Here is an 18,983-nt window from a genome sequence, read left to right as displayed (position 1 = left end):
CGCGATTAGAACCCTTCCGCCGCCAGCGCCGCGGCCACCGATGGACGAGCGGTCACGTGCTTCATCCAGGCTTCGATATGGCTGTAACCCGTCATATCCAGCTTCACGGCCCAGGCCCAGCGCAGTACGGTAAACAGGTAGCCATCCGCGATGGTGAAACGATGCCCGTTCAGCCACTGCTTCTCCTTCAGCGATTCATCAATATAATGCAGCTTCTTCTCCAGCTGCGCGCGCACGACAGCCTTGTAATCTTCCGGGGTATCCGGGCGGAAAAGCGGCGTAAAGCCCTTATGCAGCTCTGTCGCGACGTAGTTCAGCCACTCGAGAGTCTGGTAGCGCGCAATGGTGCCCACCGGCGCCAGCAGCTGGCGATCCGGCACCCGATCGGCAATATATTGCATAATGGCGACGCCTTCCGTGAGCAGGATTTCGTCGTCAAGTAGCAGCGCCGGAACCTGTCCCTTCGGGTTGATTTGCAGATAATCCTCACCGTTTTCCAGGCGCTTCTTCTGCAGATCGACGCCCTGTAAGGTGAAGTCCAGTCCGCTTTCGCGTAGGGCGATATGTGATGCAAGGGAACAGGCGCCGGGTTTGTAGAACAGTTTCATCAGTAACTCCTCGTGGCTGCAGTTTTCTGTATGTTAGCCCAGGGGTAAAAAAAAAGCCGCTAACAAAGCGTTAGCGGCCTAAATTTATTCGTTTTCCCGAAGCGCTTAAGCGGTTGCCGTATCGCGAGCTTTGCTCACCGCCTCGTCATCCTGGGTCATGCGGTTCAGTTTCGGCGCGATAGCGAACATCAGCACGGCGATAACTGCGGTAGCAATACCAATCTGCAGGAAGACATGGCCATAGACGGCAAGAGACTGCAGCGGGTCGGTAACGTCCTCCGGTACCGCCATCAGGTTGGCGACTTTACCGGCGATGATTGCGGCGCCTGCGGTGGTCAGGAACCAGCTGCCCATGATAAAGCCCATCAGGCGCTGCGGGACCAGCTGGGCCACCATCGCCAGACCCAGACCGGAAATCATCAGCTCACCGATACTCTGCAGCGCGTAGCTCAGAATCAGCCAGTTAACGGAGACGATACCGGCGTCGGTTGCAAATTTGGCGCCCAGCGGCAGGACGAGGAACGCCAGCGAGCAGAGCACCATGCCGATTGCGAACTTGTGCGGCATCGGCAGACGGTCGCCCATCTTGTTATAGATAGCGGCCAGAATCGGGCTGCCGACCATAATCCAGAACGGGTTCAGCGCCTGGAACTGCTCAGGCTGGAAGCTGATGCCCAGAATAGCGTGCTCAACGTTGCGGATAGCAAAGAAGTTCAGTGAAGTCGGCATCTGGCTGTAGAGGACGAAGAAGACGATCGCCTGAACCATCAGAATGAAGGCGACGATCATCTTACGACGCGCCGCACCTTTCATCGCAATCGCTTCTTTGGCAAAAATAATCACGATTCCCAGGGCCACTAAGCCCAGCACCATACGGGCAATCCCCTGGTTGTGCAGCAGCCAGGTCGCAATCACCACCAGGACGATGACGCCGACGATGGTCGCCAGCAGTTTGCCGAAATGCACCGGGGCAAAGTCAGGCTTCGAACCGTAGTTTTTCACCCATTTTTTGCAGAACATGAAGTTCACCAGGGTAATCAGCATCCCGATGAAGCTCAGAGAGAAGGCGATGCTCCAGCCAAATTTCGCTGCCAGCCACGGGGTGGCCAGCATAGAGAAGAAGGAACCGATGTTGATGGACATGTAGTACATCGTAAATGCGCCATCAAGACGCGGGTCATCTTTCTCGTAGCAGGTCGAGAGCAGGGAGGACGGGTTAGCCTTAAACAGGCCGTTACCGACGGCGATGGTCGCCATACCCATATAAACGATAGCCGCGTCATGTCCGGAATAAGCCACCAGGGCGTAGCCGATAGCGAGGACGATAGTCCCCAGCATAATCACGCGTTTCGTACCGAGCACTTTATCGCCCAGCCAGCCGCCGATAGCCACGAGGCCATAAACCAGCGCGCTGAAGGAGGAGAAGAGAGTAATAGAATCCGCTTCTGACATACCCAGCTGTTTTACCAGGTAAACGGCCATGATCCCTTGCAGGCCGTAATAACCAAAACGCTCCCATAACTCGATCGAGAAGATCAGATAGAACGATTTCGGTTGTTTGAAAGCGTTCAGACTCACACTTTCTGCTGGTTTATTGTTTGCAGTTGACACATATACCTCTTTTTTTACATCCCATATTAACGGGGGGTGTTCGGGGCGCAATCTGATAAGACCGCCGCCTTTATAGTTATTCTGGAGGGAAAACGGCAAGTAATGTTCACTATCCTGGCCATTGAGGCAAGCGCTTTGCAATACTCTGTTACATTTATCTTGGGCGTTATAATCCGCCAGTCATTCAAATGTTATGCAGAGTTAAATTTCAGCTTTTACACATTGATGGTATTTTTATCTTTCAGGAAAAGGAAATGATTGGTTAATGGCGATATATTCTACTAATTAGCCGTTAATGTAGTGATATAGCCTGTAATCCTAAAATATGATGGGGTATTGTCCTGGATGGCGGGACTCTGATATTGCAAATACTGACTTTTCGTATCATCTCGATAACATGGATTTAATATTAAGTTGCGTGGATGATCTGGATCACAAATGTATAGAAATTTTTTCGCCACAAAAAATGATTAACCTGGGTGAGCGTTATATAGATGGTTAATTGTCCTGTGAAGTGTAGAAATAGTGGCGTTAAAGACAGGAGGCAGGCGGAAGGAGCAGAACCATTACCACAAGAAGGGTAATGGTTTTAGCGAAGGGTTAGTCGTCGACTTTCTCTTTAAACTCGCACAGATCTTCAATCAGGCACGAACCGCAGCGAGGTTTGCGCGCAATACAGGTATAGCGTCCGTGGAGAATAAGCCAGTGGTGGCAGTCGACTTTAAATTCGGCGGGAACCACCTTTAGCAGTTTTTCCTCCACCTGTTCAACGTTCTTCCCGGGGGCAAATTGTGTCCGATTGCAAACGCGGAAAATATGCGTATCCACGGCAATCGTCGGCCAGCCGAAAGCGGTGTTCAGTACCACGTTGGCGGTCTTACGTCCCACGCCGGGAAGCGCTTCCAGCGCCGCTCTGTCCTCCGGAACCTCGCCATTGTGCTGCTCAAGCAGTATCCGGCAGGTTTTGATCACATTTTCAGCTTTGCTGTTAAACAAGCCGATGGTCTTGATATACGCTTTGACGCCATCAACACCCAGCGCCAGCAGGGCTGCTGGCGTATTCGCCACGGGATACAGCTTTGCCGTGGCTTTATTCACGCTGACGTCCGTCGCCTGCGCCGAGAGTAATACGGCTATCAGTAATTCGAACGGTGAGCTGAAATTCAGTTCCGTTGTCGGGTGTGGGTCGTTATCCCGCAGGCGGGTCAGGATCTCCAGACGTTTGCTCTTATTCATCCCAGACTTTCCCTGTGAGCATCAGCCGGCGCCGCTTGACTCGCGGCAACGGTTTTTGCTTTACGCTGTTTGGTTCGTTCATCAATCAGGTATTTCACCGCCAGCATCATCCCTAAACCGATAAAGGCGCCCGGCGGCAACATCGCCAGCAGGAACGGCGTATCGGTATGGAACACTTCTATTCGCAGTACTTTCGCCCAGTTGCCCAGCAGGCTATCGGCGCCATCAAACAGCGTCCCGTTACCGAGGATTTCTCGCAGCGAACCGAGCACAAACATCGCGCAGGTCGCCCCCATGCCAATGGAGAAACCGTCCAGCGCCGACAGCGCCGGCCCCTTTTTGGCGGCGAAGGCTTCGGCTCGACCGACCACGATGCAGTTGGTCACAATCAGCGGAATAAAAATCCCCAGAGACTGATACAGACCAAATGCGTAGGCGTTAATCAGCATCTGCACGATACTGACAACCGATGCGATGATCATGACATAAATCGGGATACGAATTTCAGCCGGTGTCCAGCGGCGCAGGCTGGAGATGGTCAGGTTGGTCAGCGTCAGCACCAGGGTCGTCGCCAGTCCAAGCCCTAACGCATTGGTAGCGGTAGAGGTCACGGCGAGCAGGGGGCACATACCCAACAGTTGCACCAGCGCGGAGTTGTTTTTCCACAACCCCTGAACAATAACGTCTTTGACTTCGCTCATGGCTTACTCTCCGCAGGAGGTGAGTTCAGGAATCTGTGCCGGCAGCGTTTGCGCATACAGACCGGCACGCTTAACGGCGTTGACCACCGCGCGTGGGGTAATCGTGGCGCCGGTGAACTGATCGAAATCACCGCCGTCTTTCTTCACGGCAAAATGGCTGTCGCCGGGACCATGAATGATTTTACCCGCAAAATAGGTTATCCAGTCCGACAGACGGAGTTCAATTTTGTCGCCAAGGCCGGGCGTCTCATGATGTTCCGTCACGCGGGTGCCAAGTACGGTGCCTTTAAAGTCGGCGGCGACCAGCAACTGAATCGCGCCGGAGTAACCATCGGGCGCCGTCGCTTCCATCACCACCCCGACCGGAGCGTCGTTATTTTTGGCAATCCAGATCTTATGCTGCCCTTTACCGAGCGGCGGCGCCGCGACCAGATAGCAGCTCTGCAGCAGATCGTTATTATAACGGTCCGCAGGCATAACCTGATTGAACAGCGCTTTTTGCTGCGTCGCCGCCTGTTCAGCAATCGTCGATTTCGTCAGCTCATTAATGGCCGCAGTTAACCCGGTAGAGCCGGCGGCAAAGAGCGCCAGCGTGGTGCCGTGTTTGCGCATGCTTTTTAACATCATTGGTCCTCAGCGGTGGCCATAGACGCGCGGGCGCGTGTAATAATCGATCAACGGAACGGTAATGTTCGCCAGCAGCACGGCAAAAGCCACACCGTCAGGATAGCCGCCGAAGCTGCGGATGAGCCACACCAGCAGACCGGCGAGGGCGCCGAATATCAGGCGGCCGCGGTTGGTGGTGGAGGCGGTAACCGGGTCCGTTAAAATAAAGAATGCGCCGAGCATGGTCGCGCCGGAAAGCAGATGAATCTGCGGGGCGGCGAAGCTCTGCGGGGAAAACAGCCAGCCCAGGGTGGCGCAGAGAGTCAGGCTAAGCAGGAAGCTCAGTGGAATATGCCAGCGAATAGTTTTCTGCCAGAGTAAAAACAGACCGCCGACCAGATAGGCGATGTTGACCCACTGCCAGCCAAGGCCGGCCAGTGTGCCGCCGTAAATCGGGTATTGCAGAATTTCCTTCACCCCATGACCGGCATGCAGCGACGTTTTAAACGTATCCAGCGGCGTGGCCTGGCTGATGCCGTCGATCCCCAGACGCAGGGCGTTCATATCGTTACCGCTGGCGGTGTGGCCGCTAAAAATCACCTGCAGAGCGTCGGTGAAGCCAGGAACGCTGGCCGCAATCTCATGCGGCGGCAGCCAGGAGGTCATCTGCACCGGGAATGAGATAAGCAGCACGACATAGCCAATCATCGCCGGGTTAAACGGGTTGTGGCCCAGTCCCCCGTACAGCTGCTTGGCAATAATAACGGCAAAGGCGGTACCGGCAACGACCATCCACCAGGGGGCCAGCGGCGGAATACTGATCGCCAGCAGCAGACCGGTCAGCAGCGCGGAGTTATCGGCAAGCGTGGCGGCAATGTTTTGCTTGCGCAGCCTGAGGATAGCGGCTTCCGTCGCCCAGGCCGTGAGGGCGGCGAGGACGAGCTGCATCACGGTTCCCCAGCCGAAAAACCAGGTCTGAACCGCGATGCCGGGTACGGCCGCGAGCAGAACCAGCAGCATAATCCGTGAGGTCTGACGCTGGTTGTGGGTATAAGGAGAGCTTGCGATTCTGAAAACCATTTATTCCTCGTTAACTGCCTGCCGGGATGCTTTCCTGGCCTGAACGCGGGCGATTGCTTCGGCGACTGCGGCTTGGCGCGGGTCGTCGTTGGTGGCTGACGGGGTCATCTCTTGCTGCTGTTCGGCCTTACGGGCCCTGGCGCGGGCGATAGCCGCTTCAACCGCCGCTTTACGCGGGTCGACGGCTTCGGCTACGGGCTGAACGTCGGCCGGCGCGGCGGCCTGCTGTTCGGCTTTACGGGCTTTCGCGCGGGCGATAGCCGCTTCAACTGCCGCTTTACGCGGGTCGACGGCTTCGGCGGCGGGCTGAACGTCGGCCGGCGCGGCAGCCTGCTGTTCGGCTTTACGGGCTTTCGCGCGGGCGATAGCCGCTTCAACTGCCGCTTTACGCGGGTCGACGGCTTCGGCTACGGGCTGAACGTCAGCCGGCGCGGCAGCCTGCTGTTCGGCTTTACGGGCCTTCGCGCGGGCGATAGCCGCCTCAACTGCCGCTTTCCGCGGGTCGGCAGCCTCGGTGGCGGGCTGTTCCGTTTGCTGATCCTGCTGCGCCAGCTTGCGGGCGCGGGCCTCGGCTTTACGGGCTTCGCGCGCGGCGATGGCTTCACTGTTATCCGGCTTCGTTCCGGCCTGGACAACGATCGGCTGGGCGGCATCGCGTTGTTTTTCGCGAACCCGGGCCAGCGCGGCGTTAATCGCGGCGTGATCTGTTGCGCCAGGTTGAACCGCGGACTGTTTGTGGCGTTCCAGACGCGCGGCTTTATCCCGCTCCAGGCGAGCCTGGCGGGCCTCAAAGCGGGCTTTGGCCTCCGCCGCGCGCTTTTCTTCCTGACGAAGAGCCGTAATCTCAGCCTTTTCCTGACGGAAATATTGTACCAGCGGAATATTACTCGGGCAGACCCAGGCGCAGGCGCCACACTCGATGCAGTCGGCCAGGTTATGGGCGGTGGCTTTATCGTGCTGCTGACCTTTGCTGAACCAGTACAGCTGCTGCGGCAGTAGATCGGCCGGACAGGCGTCCGCACAGGCACTACAGCGAATACAGCCTTTTTCTTCCTCGGCTTCGCCCATTTCGCTTACCGACGGCGCCAGCAGGCAGTTGGTGATTTTAACCACCGGCACGTCAAGCCACGGCAGGGTGAATCCCATCAGCGGGCCGCCCATAATGACCATCTGTTCGGCGCTCGGGCAGAAACCGGCATCTTCCAGCAGATGGCGAACCGGTGTTCCCAGCCGCGCCCACACGTTGCCCGGACGAGTCACCGCTTCTCCCGTGAGCGTCACCACCCGCTCGGTCAGCGGCTCACCGTCGATTATCGCGCGTTTAACCGCATAGGCGGTCCCGACGTTTTGCATCAGGACGCCAATGTCCGACGAGCGCCCGCCGTGGGGGACCTGCTTGCCGGTGAGGATTTGCGTCAGCTGCTTTGCGCCGCCGGACGGGTACTTGGTGGGGATCACCCGCAGTTCGATACCGTGCGCATCGGCAAGGACCGCCCGCATCATCGAGATAGCCTGCGGTTTATTATCCTCAATACCGATCAGCACCTGACGCGGCTGTAAAATGTGGGCGAGGATGCGGATGCCGGCGATAATTTGCGCGGCGCAATCCTGCATCAGGCGATCGTCGGCGGTAATATAGGGTTCGCATTCAGCGGCGTTAATAATCAGGGTTTCAATTTTATCGCCGCCGCCGCGCAATTTGCTGCCGGTCGGGAATCCCGCGCCGCCCAGTCCGGCCACGCCGAACTGATGAATACGCTCGATGAGCGCTTCGCGAGATTGGTTTGCATAATCACTCCAGCCGTCGCGCTCAATCCACCGGTCTTCGCCGTCGGCATCGATAATGACGCTCATCTCGGCGAGGGCGGAGGGGTGCGCGGTAGAGTGCGGCGCGATGGCGCTGACGGTACCGGAGGTCGGGGCATGAACCGGTAACATTCGTCCCCAGCCGCGGGTCAGCGGCTGACCGCGCAGTACGCGATCGCCAGGCTGGACGCAGAGCTCACCCTCAGCGCCGATATGCTGTTTTAACGGGATAGCAAACTGCTGCGGCAGGGAAACCTGGCGCAGTGGCGTACCGTTAGACTGGTTTTTCATTTCCGGCGGGTGAATACCGCCGTTGAAGTCCCAGACTTTATCTTTTCTGAAAGCGGAAAATAGCTTAAACATGTTGTTCCACAGGAATATTGCGTACCGGAATCGTGTGAAGGTCCCACTTCCAGTTTTCAGTGGTCGTCGCGACAGGAACCATTTCTATACATTGCGTCGGGCAGGGGGCGACGCAAAGATTACAGCCGGTACAAAGGTCGCTCATCACGGTGTGCATGGCGCGAGTTGCACCGACAATCGCATCGACCGGGCAGGCCTGGATACACTTCGTGCATCCGATACAGTTATTTTCGTCAATGACCGCAAGCATGCGCGCAGGCTCGAGTTGTTGTTCATCGCCATCGATAGGCTGCGGGTCAACGTTCAGCAGGGCGGCGATTTTTAGCATCACCGCTTCGCCGCCAGGGGCGCAGCGGTTGATTTTCTCACCCTGAGAGCCGACGGCCTCGGCATAAGGACGACAGCCGGGGTAGCCGCACTGTCCACACTGACTCTGCGGAAGAAGCTCATCGACTTTTTCAACGACGGGATCATCTTCCACTTCAAACCGACGGGAGGCGTATCCCAGAATCACGCCAAAAATGAGCCCCAGCAGGCTAATGGCGATCACGGCTATCCAGACTGCACTCATATTACAACTTCACCAAACCACTAAAGCCCATAAATGCCAGAGACATTAAACCCGCAGTCACCAGGGCAATGGCATTACCGCGAAACGGCGCAGGCACATCTGCGACCACCAGACGTTCGCGAATAGAGGCGAACAGAACCATCACCAGTGAGAAACCGACCGCAGCGGCAAAGCCGTAGAGCGCGGACTGTAAGAAATTATGCCCGAGGTTTATATTCAACAACGCGACGCCGAGCACGGCACAGTTGGTGGTGATCAGCGGTAAGAAAATACCCAGCAGTCGATACAGGGCGGGGCTGGTTTTACGCACCACCATCTCGGTAAACTGTACCACCACCGCGATAACCAGAATAAAAGCCAGCGTACGCAGATAGATAAGGTTCAGCGGGATAAGAATCCAGGTATCAATCAGCCAGGCGCAAATCGAGGCCAGGGTCATCACAAACGTGGTGGCCAGCCCCATCCCCATTGCGGTTTCCAGTTTTTTGGAAACCCCCATAAACGGGCACAGTCCAAGAAACTTCACCAGCACGAAGTTGTTCACAAGGACAGTACCAATAAAGAGCAGTAAATAATCAGCCATCAACTCGACCTGAAAACAGAAAAAGCCGCCTATTATCGAATAAATCGATACCGGCGACAACAGGTTAACTGTGGGGTTATTACGAATTCACGAAGGTTCGCTTAACCCGTGCGGAACGTTTGAAATAGGGGACGAACAGCGCCGCGGCGAGCAGCGGAAACAGCAGTTGACGCAGGGCCATCGCGTCTGAAATCGGTGAAAAAGCAAAGGCCTTTATCGCCAGCAGCAGAGAGATGAGCAGCCAGATAATATAGTGCTTCGCTACGATGCTCCGCCGTTTGAAAAAAGCAATGGTCAGCCACAGGGTGTAGTACCACATGGCGAGGGCAAACAGCAACGACCCCACCCAAAGCAGGATGTGCCCTGTGCTCATCTCCGCCAGCAGGGCGTAGGTCCGGGAGGCCATCAGCGCATTAGCGAATATCAACAGCGACAACGACGTGCTCAGTAGTGCAACCAGTAGCCATGCCAGCGGTGCCAACAGCCACCCGCCGATACGTTCTGCAGAGTGAGAAGACATGATTTCTCCCGGATTCAATCAAGATGAAGAGCGGGAGTATAAGCAACTGGCATGGTTGAGAACAGTGTTTATTGCACGTAACGCCAGACGGACTTCGGCACCTGGCCGATATCGAACAATTTGCCGCCGGAAACCAGTTCTGCCCGACGGTGGTCGGCGGCGCGATACATGTTGACGATTTCTGCTGTGTCGGTCAGAGAATAGTTAAGATGGTCAAAAAGTTTTTCAAGACTTTCAAGCGAACTGATTTTACGAAATTTTAATAAGTAGTCCTGGACGGTCATTTGCGTTTCCATTTTATAATCGGAATAAACAAGTCGAATATTACCAACTGTTAGTAAACCAGCTTTCAACAAACAGTGCCTTCTTAACGGGCCTGATGAAATTATTTAGGTTGTAAATACTAAAGACAAGAACTGATTTCGTTCCTGGGGTAGTCAAAAGATATTTAGGAATATTCTATCGCTAAGTCAGGCGCCGGGCGGCGCCTGGGAGAGAAGATTAACGCTGTTTGCCTCGGCTGGCAATAACGTTTTGATACCAAAAAAAACTCTTTTTACGTTTACGGGCGAGCCCTTGCTGATGATCGACATACACAAAACCATATTGTTTTTGGTAGCCGTTCAGCCAGCTCAGGAGGTCAATAAAGGACCAGGGATAATAACCGCGGACATCGGCGCCAGCCTCGATGGCTTTTTCCACGGCATTAATATGGCTGCTAAGATAGTCGATGCGCGGATCGTCGACGATTTCGCCATCAATAATCGGATCTTTGGCGCCCAGACCATTTTCGGTGATGTAAACAGGAATATCGCCGTAGCGTTCTTTGATCATCATAATGCCGTCGGTTAACCCCTGCGGCCAAATCTCCCAGCCCCATTCGGTATAGGTGCTCTGCGGGTTACGCACGAAATAAAACAGACCTTTGACGCCCGGTTCGCCGGCGCTGAGTCCCTCCTGAGGGCGGGCGGAGACGGTTTCGCGGCGATAATAGTTAAGGCCAATAAAATCGCAGCGGTTGTCACGCAGCAGCGCGTCATCACCGGGCGCAAACTGCGGGACACCCCACAGCGCCTGGGCCTGCTGCAAAAGCGACTGCGGATAATGGCCTTTTAACACCGGATCGTACAGCCAGTGCGTGTGAATGGCGTCCGCCATGTCGGTGGCCGCTCGATCTTCGGGGCTGTCGGTGAGTGGTGTATGCGGCTGCAATACGTTGACGAAACCAATCTCGCCATGAATACCACTTTCACGAAACTGTTTAACCGCCATCGCGTGAGCAATAAAGACGTGGTGGCAGGCCTGGATGGCGCGCGCCGGATCGCGCACCGCCGGCGGATGGCAGCCATTAATATAACCGTGTCCGATAAACACGATGGTTTCATTGAAGGTTGCCCATAGCTTCACCCGGGAACCGTAGCGCTCGTAACACAGGCGGGCATAGTCGGCGAACGCCTCGGCGGTGCTTCGCGCTTCCCAGCCCCCTTCATCCTGTAACGCCTGCGGCAGATCCCAGTGATAGAGCGTAATCATCGGCTCGATATTGTGGGCCAGCAGCGCGTCGATCAAATCGCTATAAAACTGAATGCCTGCTTCGTTAATGTCGCCACGCCCCTGGGGCAACAGCCGGGGCCAGGAGATTGAGAAGCGGTAGCTTTGCAGGCCCATTTCGGCCATCAGGGCAACATCTTCGCGAAAACGATGATAGTGATCGACGGCGACGTCACCATGGGTGTTTTCGAATGTTGCACCGGGCTGGTGGGCGTAAATATCCCAGATTGACGGGCCTTTGCCGTCGGCATCGTGACCGCCTTCAACCTGATAGGCTGCGGTGGCGGCGCCCCAAAGAAAATGTTGCGGAAATGCGGCCATGAAAAACTCCTTATCGAATGATAAAGAGAGTGTAGTGAATGCGTTCGCAAGTGTGCAACCGGTTTCTGAAACCGGTTGCACACTTGCGAAGTGGGTCACTGTTTAGCGTCAGCAGAGGCTGACGGGCTAATGGGGCAGGCTGGCCGTTTGTACAACATTCTCTGAAGGCGGAGACTGGTAGTTATCAATGTGATGAGCGATAACCAAAAGCAGGGCTGAAACGCCGAATACTACCCAGCCGATAAGTTCTACAATTCTGTTAAAAACGTTTGCCATAATCCTGAAATTGAAAGTTAAAACAGGGGTAAATGTTACTAAATGGTGAGAGTAAAGCAAGGGATAGCAGAATAGTATTGTAACGATTGTCGTCAAGATGACCGCTGATAAGCATTAGAAAAGCTAATAAATTAATTGAGGTTTATAGTTAGCAAAGGGCAGAGATTGTTGAATGAGAGGGCTGCAAGATGAGTGACACTATCCGGGTAGGAATGATTGGCTACGGGTATGCGAGTAAAACGTTCCATGCGCCGTTAATCAGCGGTACACCGGGAATGACGCTGGTCGCGGTGTCCAGTAGCGATGAAAGAAAAGTGCAGGCCGACTGGCCCATGGTGAGCGTGGTCGCCGATCCCACGGGCTTACTGAGCAACCCTGATATTGATTTGATCGTCATTGCGACGCCAAATGATAGCCATTTCCCGCTGGCGAAAGCGGCGCTGGAAGCGGGCAAACATGTTGTGGTGGATAAACCTTTTACCGTGACGCTGTCACAGGCAAGAAGGCTGGAGGCCGCTGCCCGGCGCTGCGGCAGACTGCTTTCCGTATTTCATAACCGCCGCTGGGATAGCGATTTTCTGACGCTTAAATCGCTGATTAACGAAGGGCTGCTGGGCGAGGTGTGCTACTTTGAATCGCACTTCGATCGCTATCGTCCGGAGGTTCGTCACCGCTGGCGCGAACAGGGCGGTCCGGGAAGCGGAATCTGGTACGATCTGGGGCCGCATCTTCTTGATCAGGCCGTCAATTTGTTTGGCCTGCCGGTCAGTATTACCGTTGATCTGGCGCAGTTGCGTCCTGGCGCGCAGGCTACCGACTATTTTCATGCCGTGCTGACTTATCCCCTGCGCCGGGTGGTGTTACACGGTACGCTGCTGGCGGCGGCAGAAACCGCGCGATATATCGTCCATGGTTCCCGGGCAAGCTATGTCAAATATGGACTGGATCCGCAGGAGGAACGGCTGAAGAATGGCGAGCGCTTGCCGCAGGAAGACTGGGGATACGATATGCGTGACGGAGTGCTGACGCGGGTTGAAGGGGACGCGCGCGCGACGGAAAACTGGCTGACTGTACCGGGTAACTACCCGGCTTACTATGCTGCCATTCGCGACACCCTGAACGGCAGCGGCGAAAATCCAGTGCCTGCCAGCCAGGCGATTCAGATTATGGAGTTGATTGAACTCGGTCTGGAGTCGGCGAAACATCGCGCGACCTTGAGTCTTATCTAAAGCCTTTGCCCGGTAGCAAGGCCGCCGGGCTGAGGGTCAGGCCTGCTGAACGCGCTGAATCAGCGCCGCTTTTTCCTGATTGCTGAGAAACGCGAGTTCGAGGCCATTGATTTGCGCCTGGCGAATCTGTTCGCGACTCAGGCCGGCTGCCGGTGCGGCAACGGTATATTCGTGAATGATGTCGATACCTTGTACCGCCGGGTCGTCAGTATTAATGGATGCCAGAACACCGTGTTCAAGGAACGTTTTGAGCGGATGTTCAGCCAGCGATGCTACGGTGCTGGTCTGGATATTGGAGGTCAGGCAGGACTCAATGCCGATCCGCTGCTGCGCAAGGTAATCCATCAGTGCCGGATCCTGAACCGCTTTTACGCCATGGCCGATACGCTCAGCTCCCAGCTCCCGGATAGCCTGCCAGATGCTTTGTGCACCGGCCGCTTCACCGGCGTGCACGGTAATACGCCAGCCGGCATCGCGCGCGCGCGTAAAGTGTTGCATAAACAGATTGCCCGGGAAGCCGAGCTCATCGCCCGCCAGATCCAGCGCGGTAATCCCGTCGCGGTGGGCAAGCAGCGCGTCCAGTTCCTGCTGGCAGGCCGCTTCGCCAAATGTGCGGCTCAAAATGCCGATCAGGCGCGTTTCGACGTTAAAATCGCGGCTGCCTTCACGCACCCCGGCAATCACCGCCTCAACCACGCCGTCGACCGGTAGCTGGTGGGTCATTGCCATATAACGCGGTGAAAAACGCAGCTCAACGTAATGCAGACCATTGCGCGCCGCATCCTCGACGTTTTCATAAGCCACGCGGCGACAGGCCTCCAGCGAGGCGAGAACTTTTACCCCCCAGTCCAGTTTAGCGAGGAAGCTGACCAGATCGGGTTCATTACTGGTGACCTGTACATGCGGGATCAGCGCGTCGAGCGAAGTGGCAGGAAGGGGGAGATTGAACTGGCGGCCAAGATCGAGAATGGTTTGGGCACGGATATTGCCGTCAAGGTGGCGGTGAATGTCGGTTAATGGCAAAGTTAAATCAATCATGGTCGCACTCATTTTTTAGTTAAAGTGCACGTCATTATACAACATGCCTGTAACTATTTGAAGGTATTGAAAAAATCCAGTCAATACAAACATCTGGCAGCATTCGCGTCATTTTTTATACCGCAGAGCGAGCGCCTTCCGGTCTTTTTCACTATCCATTTAGAATAAACGCATAGACTATTTTCGCGTTTTCATCCCCTTTTGCGAGATGATGAAGGACGGGGTAGCCCCGGCTGACAAGGCCTGCATGCATAAGTCTGGCGGGACTGGCAGGGCATCTCTCCAGAGCCTGACAAAGCAGCAAGAAAAAGATAAAATTTCTCTGCTCTTTAATGGAATGAGGGAAACGACATGAAAAAGAAACTAATGATTGCTGCTTTGTCCCTGTTATCTTTTACGGTCAGCGCGGAAGGCAATCCTTACCTTTTTGATTTTGTACAAGGCAAGGAAACAGGACGGGCCTATAAGAGCCTTATTGCTAAACACAGCCTTCCATCCTGGGTTAAAGAGGGGGGAACGAGCACCCCGGCAAATGAAATAACCATCGCCGGGCGCAAATACCTTGCCTTATCCGGCTGTAAACCGCACAACTGCCCGGCGCAATCAATAGCCGTCCTTTATTCTTTGGATAAAGGTGATATTCACGGCGTTTTTTCTGAATATGATCTTGCATCTGAGCAACAAAAACTCACCTGGTTGAACCTTGACCCGACAGGTTCTGATGTGATGCGAAATATTTTATTCGCGCGGTTGCATGGTGATGTCTCAAACTGAGCATGGCACATCATTTAAGCCGTCTCCGGACGGCTTTTGTTGCCATCCCTTGCCTGACGACAATTTAAGATGAAAGTGATTCACCTGGACTGTGTGTATCAATCAACGAACGACAAAACTCTGGCGGTCTGGCGAGAAAACAAAGGGATCGGTAGCATTCGCGATACGCCGGACTATGACCCAACAAAACTGGCGCTTGCGACGGGCATACAGCCTACGATGCCGTCGCAAATCCAACAACTTTTCCGTGAACTCCGCGAGTTGGTGCGCGATGACGCGCTGGCGGACAGGCTGCCTGAGGCATGTTTTCACTTTACCTTTTTGCCGTTGACGCTGCCGCTGTACGCCGAAAACGAGCCCCTTCCTGAAAAGATTGCCCGGCTACATACCCTGTGGGCGAACTATCAGGGCCAGCGTATTACCGTCAGAGATTTGCGTTTAGTTGCTCTTCCCGGCCAGCTATTGCTTGCCGGGATCCCCAACGAGGAGGCCGTGGCGATGCGCCACGCTTTTTGCCAGAACATTCTGCTATCGCCCTGGAAAGACGAACTGCTTTCCAGGCACGCCAGCACACCGCTTCCGGCGCCTTTCTGGCACTGTACGCTGCTGCGCTACAGGGCCCGTTTTCTGCCTGAATTGTTGCGGCGCTACTTTCAGCAGAATCAGGCGCTTCGCTTTGGTGCGGTTTGCGGAGAACTCAAACTGGCCAGGGTGAACTATAACTGGGCCCGCTGTGACGCTGTTAACCTCCAGAGGTAGGCGCCATCCCGGCGCGCAGATCGCCATGTTGAACATATAGTCGCCGATCGGATTTTTGGTCGCGCTGCCAGGAGAATCACCTGGCGCTAATTGATCGCCGCCAGTACGAATGCCATATTCGGCATTATCATTTTTAAACAGTGACTTAAACCATTTAATCGGCGCTCCGGCGACAGAAAAATTCTCCCTCTCTTCTGCCATGATCCAGGCTCATAGCCAATCGCTATAAATCATAGTGAATCAGTCTTTAATATCGCCAATGATATTTCCTATAGTCTCAGGCGCTACTTTTCCTGCCATGAGCGGCAGGCTATTTTAAAAAGGACTCTGGGATGATGTTATTTACGCTGAAGAAGTTTGCTGTTCCGTTGCTTGTCGCCAGCACTGCGCTGCTTGCCGCCTGTGGCCCCGCCGGGCAGGACCCGAATCATATAAAAGTCGGTATCAGCGCGGGGATCGATCAGCAGGTCTGGGCGGTGGCGCAGAAGGTGGCGAAAGAGAAGTATAATCTTGATGTCGAAGTGGTCACCTTTAACGATTTCGTTTTGCCCAATGAAGCGCTGAATAATGGCGATCTGGACATCAACGCTTTCCAGCATAAACCGTACCTGGATAAACAGATCGAGGAGCGCGGCTATAAGCTGGTTGAGGTGGGCAAGACATTCGTCTATCCGATTGCCGCCTACTCGAAGAAAATACGCACCATCGATGAGCTGCCTGAAGGCGCTCAGGTAGCGGTGCCAAACGATCCGACCAATCTCGGACGTTCGCTGCTTTTGTTGCAAAAACAGGGGCTGATTACCCTGAAAGAGGGGGTCGGTCTGCTGCCGACGTCGTTAGATATTGTGAATAACCCGAAGAAGCTGAAAATCGTCGAGATCGAGGCGCCGCAGTTGACCCGCGCACTTGACGATCGGCAAATTGCGCTTGCGGTGATTAATACCACCTTTTCCAGCCAGGTGGGGCTCTCACCGACCCGCAACGGGCTGTTTGTCGAAGATAAACATTCACCCTACGTTAATATTTTCGCCAGTCGGGTCGATAACCAGGACAGCGCAAAGGTGAAAAATCTGGTGCAAGCGTATCACAGCGATGAAGTTGCCGCCGCTGCAGCGGAGCTGTACAAAGGCGACGCGGTAAAAGGCTGGTAATCCGGGTTGCAGCAGACCGGTGGCGGGAGCACGTCACCGGCCTGCACGCCGGGCATTACTTCTGGATCAGATAGCGGATAGTGGGCCCGTCTTGTTGAATATCCAGCACCGTATACCCGTAGTTGCGGGCATCCTGCGGAATGTTATTAATCGACTGCGGACAATCGCTGACCACTTCGAGAATTTCCCCTTTTTTGAGCGAAGGCATCGCTTCCAGGGTGGCGACGGCCGGATAGGGGCAGGGTTCGCCTACCATATCGAGACGATAATCGGGAACGATAGTTTTCATGCGGTTTCCTTAATATTGGCCATCGCGGCGGATTTCTGGCGGAAAAAACGTTTCTCCCAGGCAATGACCAGCATCAATGCGATGAATAACAGCAGATAGGTCACCAGCAGGCCGCCAAAAGGCCCGAAGGTGGCCAGCAGATTGACTTTATCCCAGCTGGTGGCCAGCGTTGGTGACAAATCATCCCAGAAATAGGCCAGAATCGTCGAACCAATGACGTTGCCCAGCCCGACCCACCAGTAGTGGACCTGACCTTCAACGGCGCGATACATCCAGCCGGTTTCGCAGCCGCCGGCCAGTACAATACCGAAACCAAACAGCAGACCGCCGATGACCGCGTTCGGGCCAGCCCACATGATTTTGGGCTCCATGCCCAGTTGCACATAGCTGAAAATGCCAATCGCGCTCGCCGCCATCCCGAAGATAATCGCTTTAGCCATATAGGTGCGTCCGGTAATCCACATATCGCGGAATGCCGAAGTAAAGCAGATCTGCGCACGCTCAATCAGCAGGCCAAAACCCACCCCGAACAGCATCGCCAGCCCGAGCTTAGGCTGATCGAGTGCCGTCAGTAATCCCCAGGCGATCATGGCGAAGAACACCAGCATACCGGCGCGAAAACGACGCCGCGCCTGCGCCGGTTTTTGCGTTAGCGGCGAGGCCGCCGACACTTTCTGGATCCTGACCGGAATGCGGAACAGGGGCAGCAGCGTAAAGCGCGCGCCAAACCAGCTCCCGATAGCCGTCTCGATGGCAAAAAACCAGGCGTGGAGAGAGAACTGAGGAATACCGGTAAAAAAGGCCGCCAGGTTGCAGCCCATCGCCAGGCGTGCGCCGAAACCGGCAATGATCCCGCCCGCCACGGCCTGAATGATCCGGATCCGGCTGCGCGGCAGGCGGAGTTTGACATTGTTGGCCCACAGCGCGGCGGCGAAACAACCGCCAAACATGCCGATAATCATCATGCCATCAATGCGGGTTAACGGCGTTCCCTCAAGATGAATCAGCCTGAAATAACCCCATTGCTCGGTATGAACGCCGGCAAGTTGCAATAACTGCCCGCCCCAGCGGGTAAATTCCCCGGTCACGGCCCAGAACGTGCCGGTAATACCGAAATAATAGGTGGAGAGAATACCGGCGGCGATAACCGCGGGGGCCGGTGCCCAGAACTTAATCAGGTAGGCCTGTTTGAACTGTTGCCAAGTCATGAAAGATGCCTCTGAACTCAGAAGGTAAATCACCCCAGGCGGGGTCAAAGAAGGCGGGATAATACGCCGCTTATAACGACAAAACACTCGATGGGATCAAAATGAATCGATCCGCCAACAAAATAAAGGCCACCGCGGCGGCCTTTATCCTTTTCAGCAGGGCGATGACTCTGCATCGGGAGGCAATTAATGAAAGCCCAGCCGAATAAGGTTCACTGGGCAATATAACTCTTCGCCGCCGTCTATTTCCACGCAGTCAGCGCGGCGTAATTGTTCCGCCGTTTTACCTTCGCCGTGGATAGCCTTAATGACGCCCGTCACGCCATTTCCTGCCACCATAACCCTGCAGCCTGTTGAGATAGCGTTACGGTTACGATTGTAAGTTTTCATGGTTTCCTCCTCTTATCACGTCGCTGAACGGGCCACATCGTTAAATAAGCTCACGCCGGAAAATGCGATGCCGATAGCGAATAAAAAGACAAAAAAAAGAACCGTTTTTTTACTGTTCTTTTGCTAAATCTTTGACCGGACGACTCGCGGGCCAGGGCCCGGCGCAACGCGTAGTGAGCTGCTGTTATCGCTCATCAGGAACCGTCCTCTCAACCTCAGACAGGATAAAATGTTACGGGTGACCGCGCTGAAATTATAAAACACAGATTTCAGTCAGGTTGCCGTTTGATGAACAAATCATTAACCTTGCCA

At 54.9% G+C, this 18,983-nt stretch carries 21 protein-coding genes; 4 read left to right on the top strand and 17 right to left on the bottom strand.

The features are described 5' to 3' along the window. Positions 1 to 5 precede the first annotated feature (5 nt). The 13 genes from gstA to blr all read right to left on the bottom strand — a co-directional run bounded on the left by gstA (position 6) and on the right by blr (position 11,833). A complete protein-coding gene (gstA, locus tag FNY10_RS09295) occupies positions 6 to 608 on the bottom strand; it encodes a glutathione transferase GstA (RefSeq protein ID WP_100683674.1) in 603 nt (200 codons plus the stop codon). Positions 609 to 713: 105 nt separating this feature from the next. Then, positions 714 to 2,219, bottom strand: a complete 1,506-nt coding sequence (dtpA, locus tag FNY10_RS09290; RefSeq protein WP_131048005.1) for a dipeptide/tripeptide permease DtpA — start codon at positions 2,217 to 2,219, stop codon at positions 714 to 716. Positions 2,220 to 2,819: 600 nt separating this feature from the next. After that, positions 2,820 to 3,455: an endonuclease III gene (gene nth, locus FNY10_RS09285; RefSeq protein WP_160704772.1), complete on the bottom strand. Its 636-nt coding sequence runs from the start codon at positions 3,453 to 3,455 to the stop codon at positions 2,820 to 2,822. Next, complete coding sequence (locus tag FNY10_RS09280; protein WP_160704774.1) at positions 3,452 to 4,156, bottom strand: electron transport complex subunit E; 705 nt, start codon at positions 4,154 to 4,156, stop codon at positions 3,452 to 3,454. Before FNY10_RS09280 ends, nth begins: the two co-directional genes overlap by 4 nt. A 3-nt stretch (positions 4,157 to 4,159) precedes the next feature. After that, positions 4,160 to 4,780 carry an electron transport complex subunit RsxG gene (gene rsxG / locus FNY10_RS09275; RefSeq protein ID WP_142255875.1) on the bottom strand — a complete coding sequence of 207 codons (621 nt, stop codon included), beginning with the start codon at positions 4,778 to 4,780 and terminating at the stop codon, positions 4,160 to 4,162. A gap of 9 nt (positions 4,781 to 4,789) precedes the next feature. After that, positions 4,790 to 5,842, bottom strand: a complete 1,053-nt coding sequence (gene rsxD / locus FNY10_RS09270) for an electron transport complex subunit RsxD (protein ID WP_141964491.1) — start codon at positions 5,840 to 5,842, stop codon at positions 4,790 to 4,792. Then, positions 5,843 to 8,011 carry an electron transport complex subunit RsxC gene (rsxC, locus tag FNY10_RS09265; RefSeq protein WP_160704776.1) on the bottom strand — a complete coding sequence of 723 codons (2,169 nt, stop codon included), beginning with the start codon at positions 8,009 to 8,011 and terminating at the stop codon, positions 5,843 to 5,845. Continuing rightward, the gene (gene rsxB, locus FNY10_RS09260; protein ID WP_100683682.1) at positions 8,004 to 8,582 is read right to left on the bottom strand and encodes an electron transport complex subunit RsxB; all 579 of its coding nucleotides are present in this window, start codon (positions 8,580 to 8,582) and stop codon (positions 8,004 to 8,006) included. Before rsxB ends, rsxC begins: the two co-directional genes overlap by 8 nt. Position 8,583: 1 nt before the next feature. Further along, positions 8,584 to 9,165: an electron transport complex subunit RsxA gene (rsxA, locus tag FNY10_RS09255; protein WP_100683683.1), complete on the bottom strand. Its 582-nt coding sequence runs from the start codon at positions 9,163 to 9,165 to the stop codon at positions 8,584 to 8,586. A 79-nt stretch (positions 9,166 to 9,244) separates the two neighbouring features. After that, entirely contained in the window at positions 9,245 to 9,685 is a 441-nt protein-coding gene (locus tag FNY10_RS09250; protein ID WP_160704778.1) for a DUF2569 domain-containing protein, read from the bottom strand. A 68-nt stretch (positions 9,686 to 9,753) separates the two neighbouring features. Then, positions 9,754 to 9,969, bottom strand: coding sequence for a transcription modulator YdgT (ydgT, locus tag FNY10_RS09245; protein ID WP_100683685.1), 216 nt, complete (start codon positions 9,967 to 9,969; stop codon positions 9,754 to 9,756). Positions 9,970 to 10,186: 217 nt separating this feature from the next. Beyond that, positions 10,187 to 11,557: a GH1 family beta-glucosidase gene (locus FNY10_RS09240; protein WP_141964493.1), complete on the bottom strand. Its 1,371-nt coding sequence runs from the start codon at positions 11,555 to 11,557 to the stop codon at positions 10,187 to 10,189. Positions 11,558 to 11,683: 126 nt separating this feature from the next. After that, positions 11,684 to 11,833, bottom strand: coding sequence for a division septum protein Blr (blr, locus tag FNY10_RS09235; protein ID WP_131048012.1), 150 nt, complete (start codon positions 11,831 to 11,833; stop codon positions 11,684 to 11,686). A 188-nt stretch (positions 11,834 to 12,021) separates the two neighbouring features. Here blr and FNY10_RS09230 point away from each other — a divergent pair, with 188 nt between their 5' ends. After that, positions 12,022 to 13,062, top strand: a complete 1,041-nt coding sequence (locus FNY10_RS09230) for an oxidoreductase (protein WP_131048013.1) — start codon at positions 12,022 to 12,024, stop codon at positions 13,060 to 13,062. 36 nt (positions 13,063 to 13,098) lie between these two features. Here the strand turns inward: FNY10_RS09230 and add are convergent, their stop codons facing one another. Then, positions 13,099 to 14,100 carry an adenosine deaminase gene (gene add, locus FNY10_RS09225; RefSeq protein ID WP_160704780.1) on the bottom strand — a complete coding sequence of 334 codons (1,002 nt, stop codon included), beginning with the start codon at positions 14,098 to 14,100 and terminating at the stop codon, positions 13,099 to 13,101. Positions 14,101 to 14,451: 351 nt separating this feature from the next. Here add and FNY10_RS09220 point away from each other — a divergent pair, with 351 nt between their 5' ends. From FNY10_RS09220 to metQ, 3 genes are all read left to right on the top strand, one after another. Beyond that, positions 14,452 to 14,874, top strand: a complete 423-nt coding sequence (locus FNY10_RS09220; protein ID WP_131048015.1) for an Ivy family c-type lysozyme inhibitor — start codon at positions 14,452 to 14,454, stop codon at positions 14,872 to 14,874. Positions 14,875 to 14,943: 69 nt separating this feature from the next. Further along, on the top strand, positions 14,944 to 15,633 hold the full coding sequence (locus FNY10_RS09215) for a hypothetical protein (protein ID WP_160704782.1): 690 nt from the start codon (positions 14,944 to 14,946) through the stop codon (positions 15,631 to 15,633). A gap of 335 nt (positions 15,634 to 15,968) precedes the next feature. After that, positions 15,969 to 16,784 carry a methionine ABC transporter substrate-binding lipoprotein MetQ gene (metQ, locus tag FNY10_RS09210; protein WP_100683701.1) on the top strand — a complete coding sequence of 272 codons (816 nt, stop codon included), beginning with the start codon at positions 15,969 to 15,971 and terminating at the stop codon, positions 16,782 to 16,784. A gap of 55 nt (positions 16,785 to 16,839) precedes the next feature. Here metQ and yedF read toward each other — a convergent pair whose 3' ends face one another. From yedF to ydfZ, 3 genes are all read right to left on the bottom strand, one after another. Beyond that, positions 16,840 to 17,073 carry a sulfurtransferase-like selenium metabolism protein YedF gene (gene yedF / locus FNY10_RS09205; RefSeq protein ID WP_032687424.1) on the bottom strand — a complete coding sequence of 78 codons (234 nt, stop codon included), beginning with the start codon at positions 17,071 to 17,073 and terminating at the stop codon, positions 16,840 to 16,842. Further along, the gene (yedE, locus tag FNY10_RS09200; RefSeq protein ID WP_160704784.1) at positions 17,070 to 18,281 is read right to left on the bottom strand and encodes a selenium metabolism membrane protein YedE/FdhT; all 1,212 of its coding nucleotides are present in this window, start codon (positions 18,279 to 18,281) and stop codon (positions 17,070 to 17,072) included. Before yedE ends, yedF begins: the two co-directional genes overlap by 4 nt. Positions 18,282 to 18,467: 186 nt before the next feature. Continuing rightward, positions 18,468 to 18,671, bottom strand: a complete 204-nt coding sequence (gene ydfZ, locus FNY10_RS09195) for a putative selenium delivery protein YdfZ (protein ID WP_160704786.1) — start codon at positions 18,669 to 18,671, stop codon at positions 18,468 to 18,470. Positions 18,672 to 18,983: the final 312 nt, after the last annotated feature.

It is taken from the genome of Klebsiella sp. Lac1 (assembly GCF_009825425.1).
GTDB classification, from domain to species: domain Bacteria; phylum Pseudomonadota; class Gammaproteobacteria; order Enterobacterales; family Enterobacteriaceae; genus Klebsiella; species Klebsiella electrica.
The sequence above is the reverse complement of the archived record's forward strand: the minus strand, read 5'-3'. Positions and strand labels throughout refer to the sequence as shown.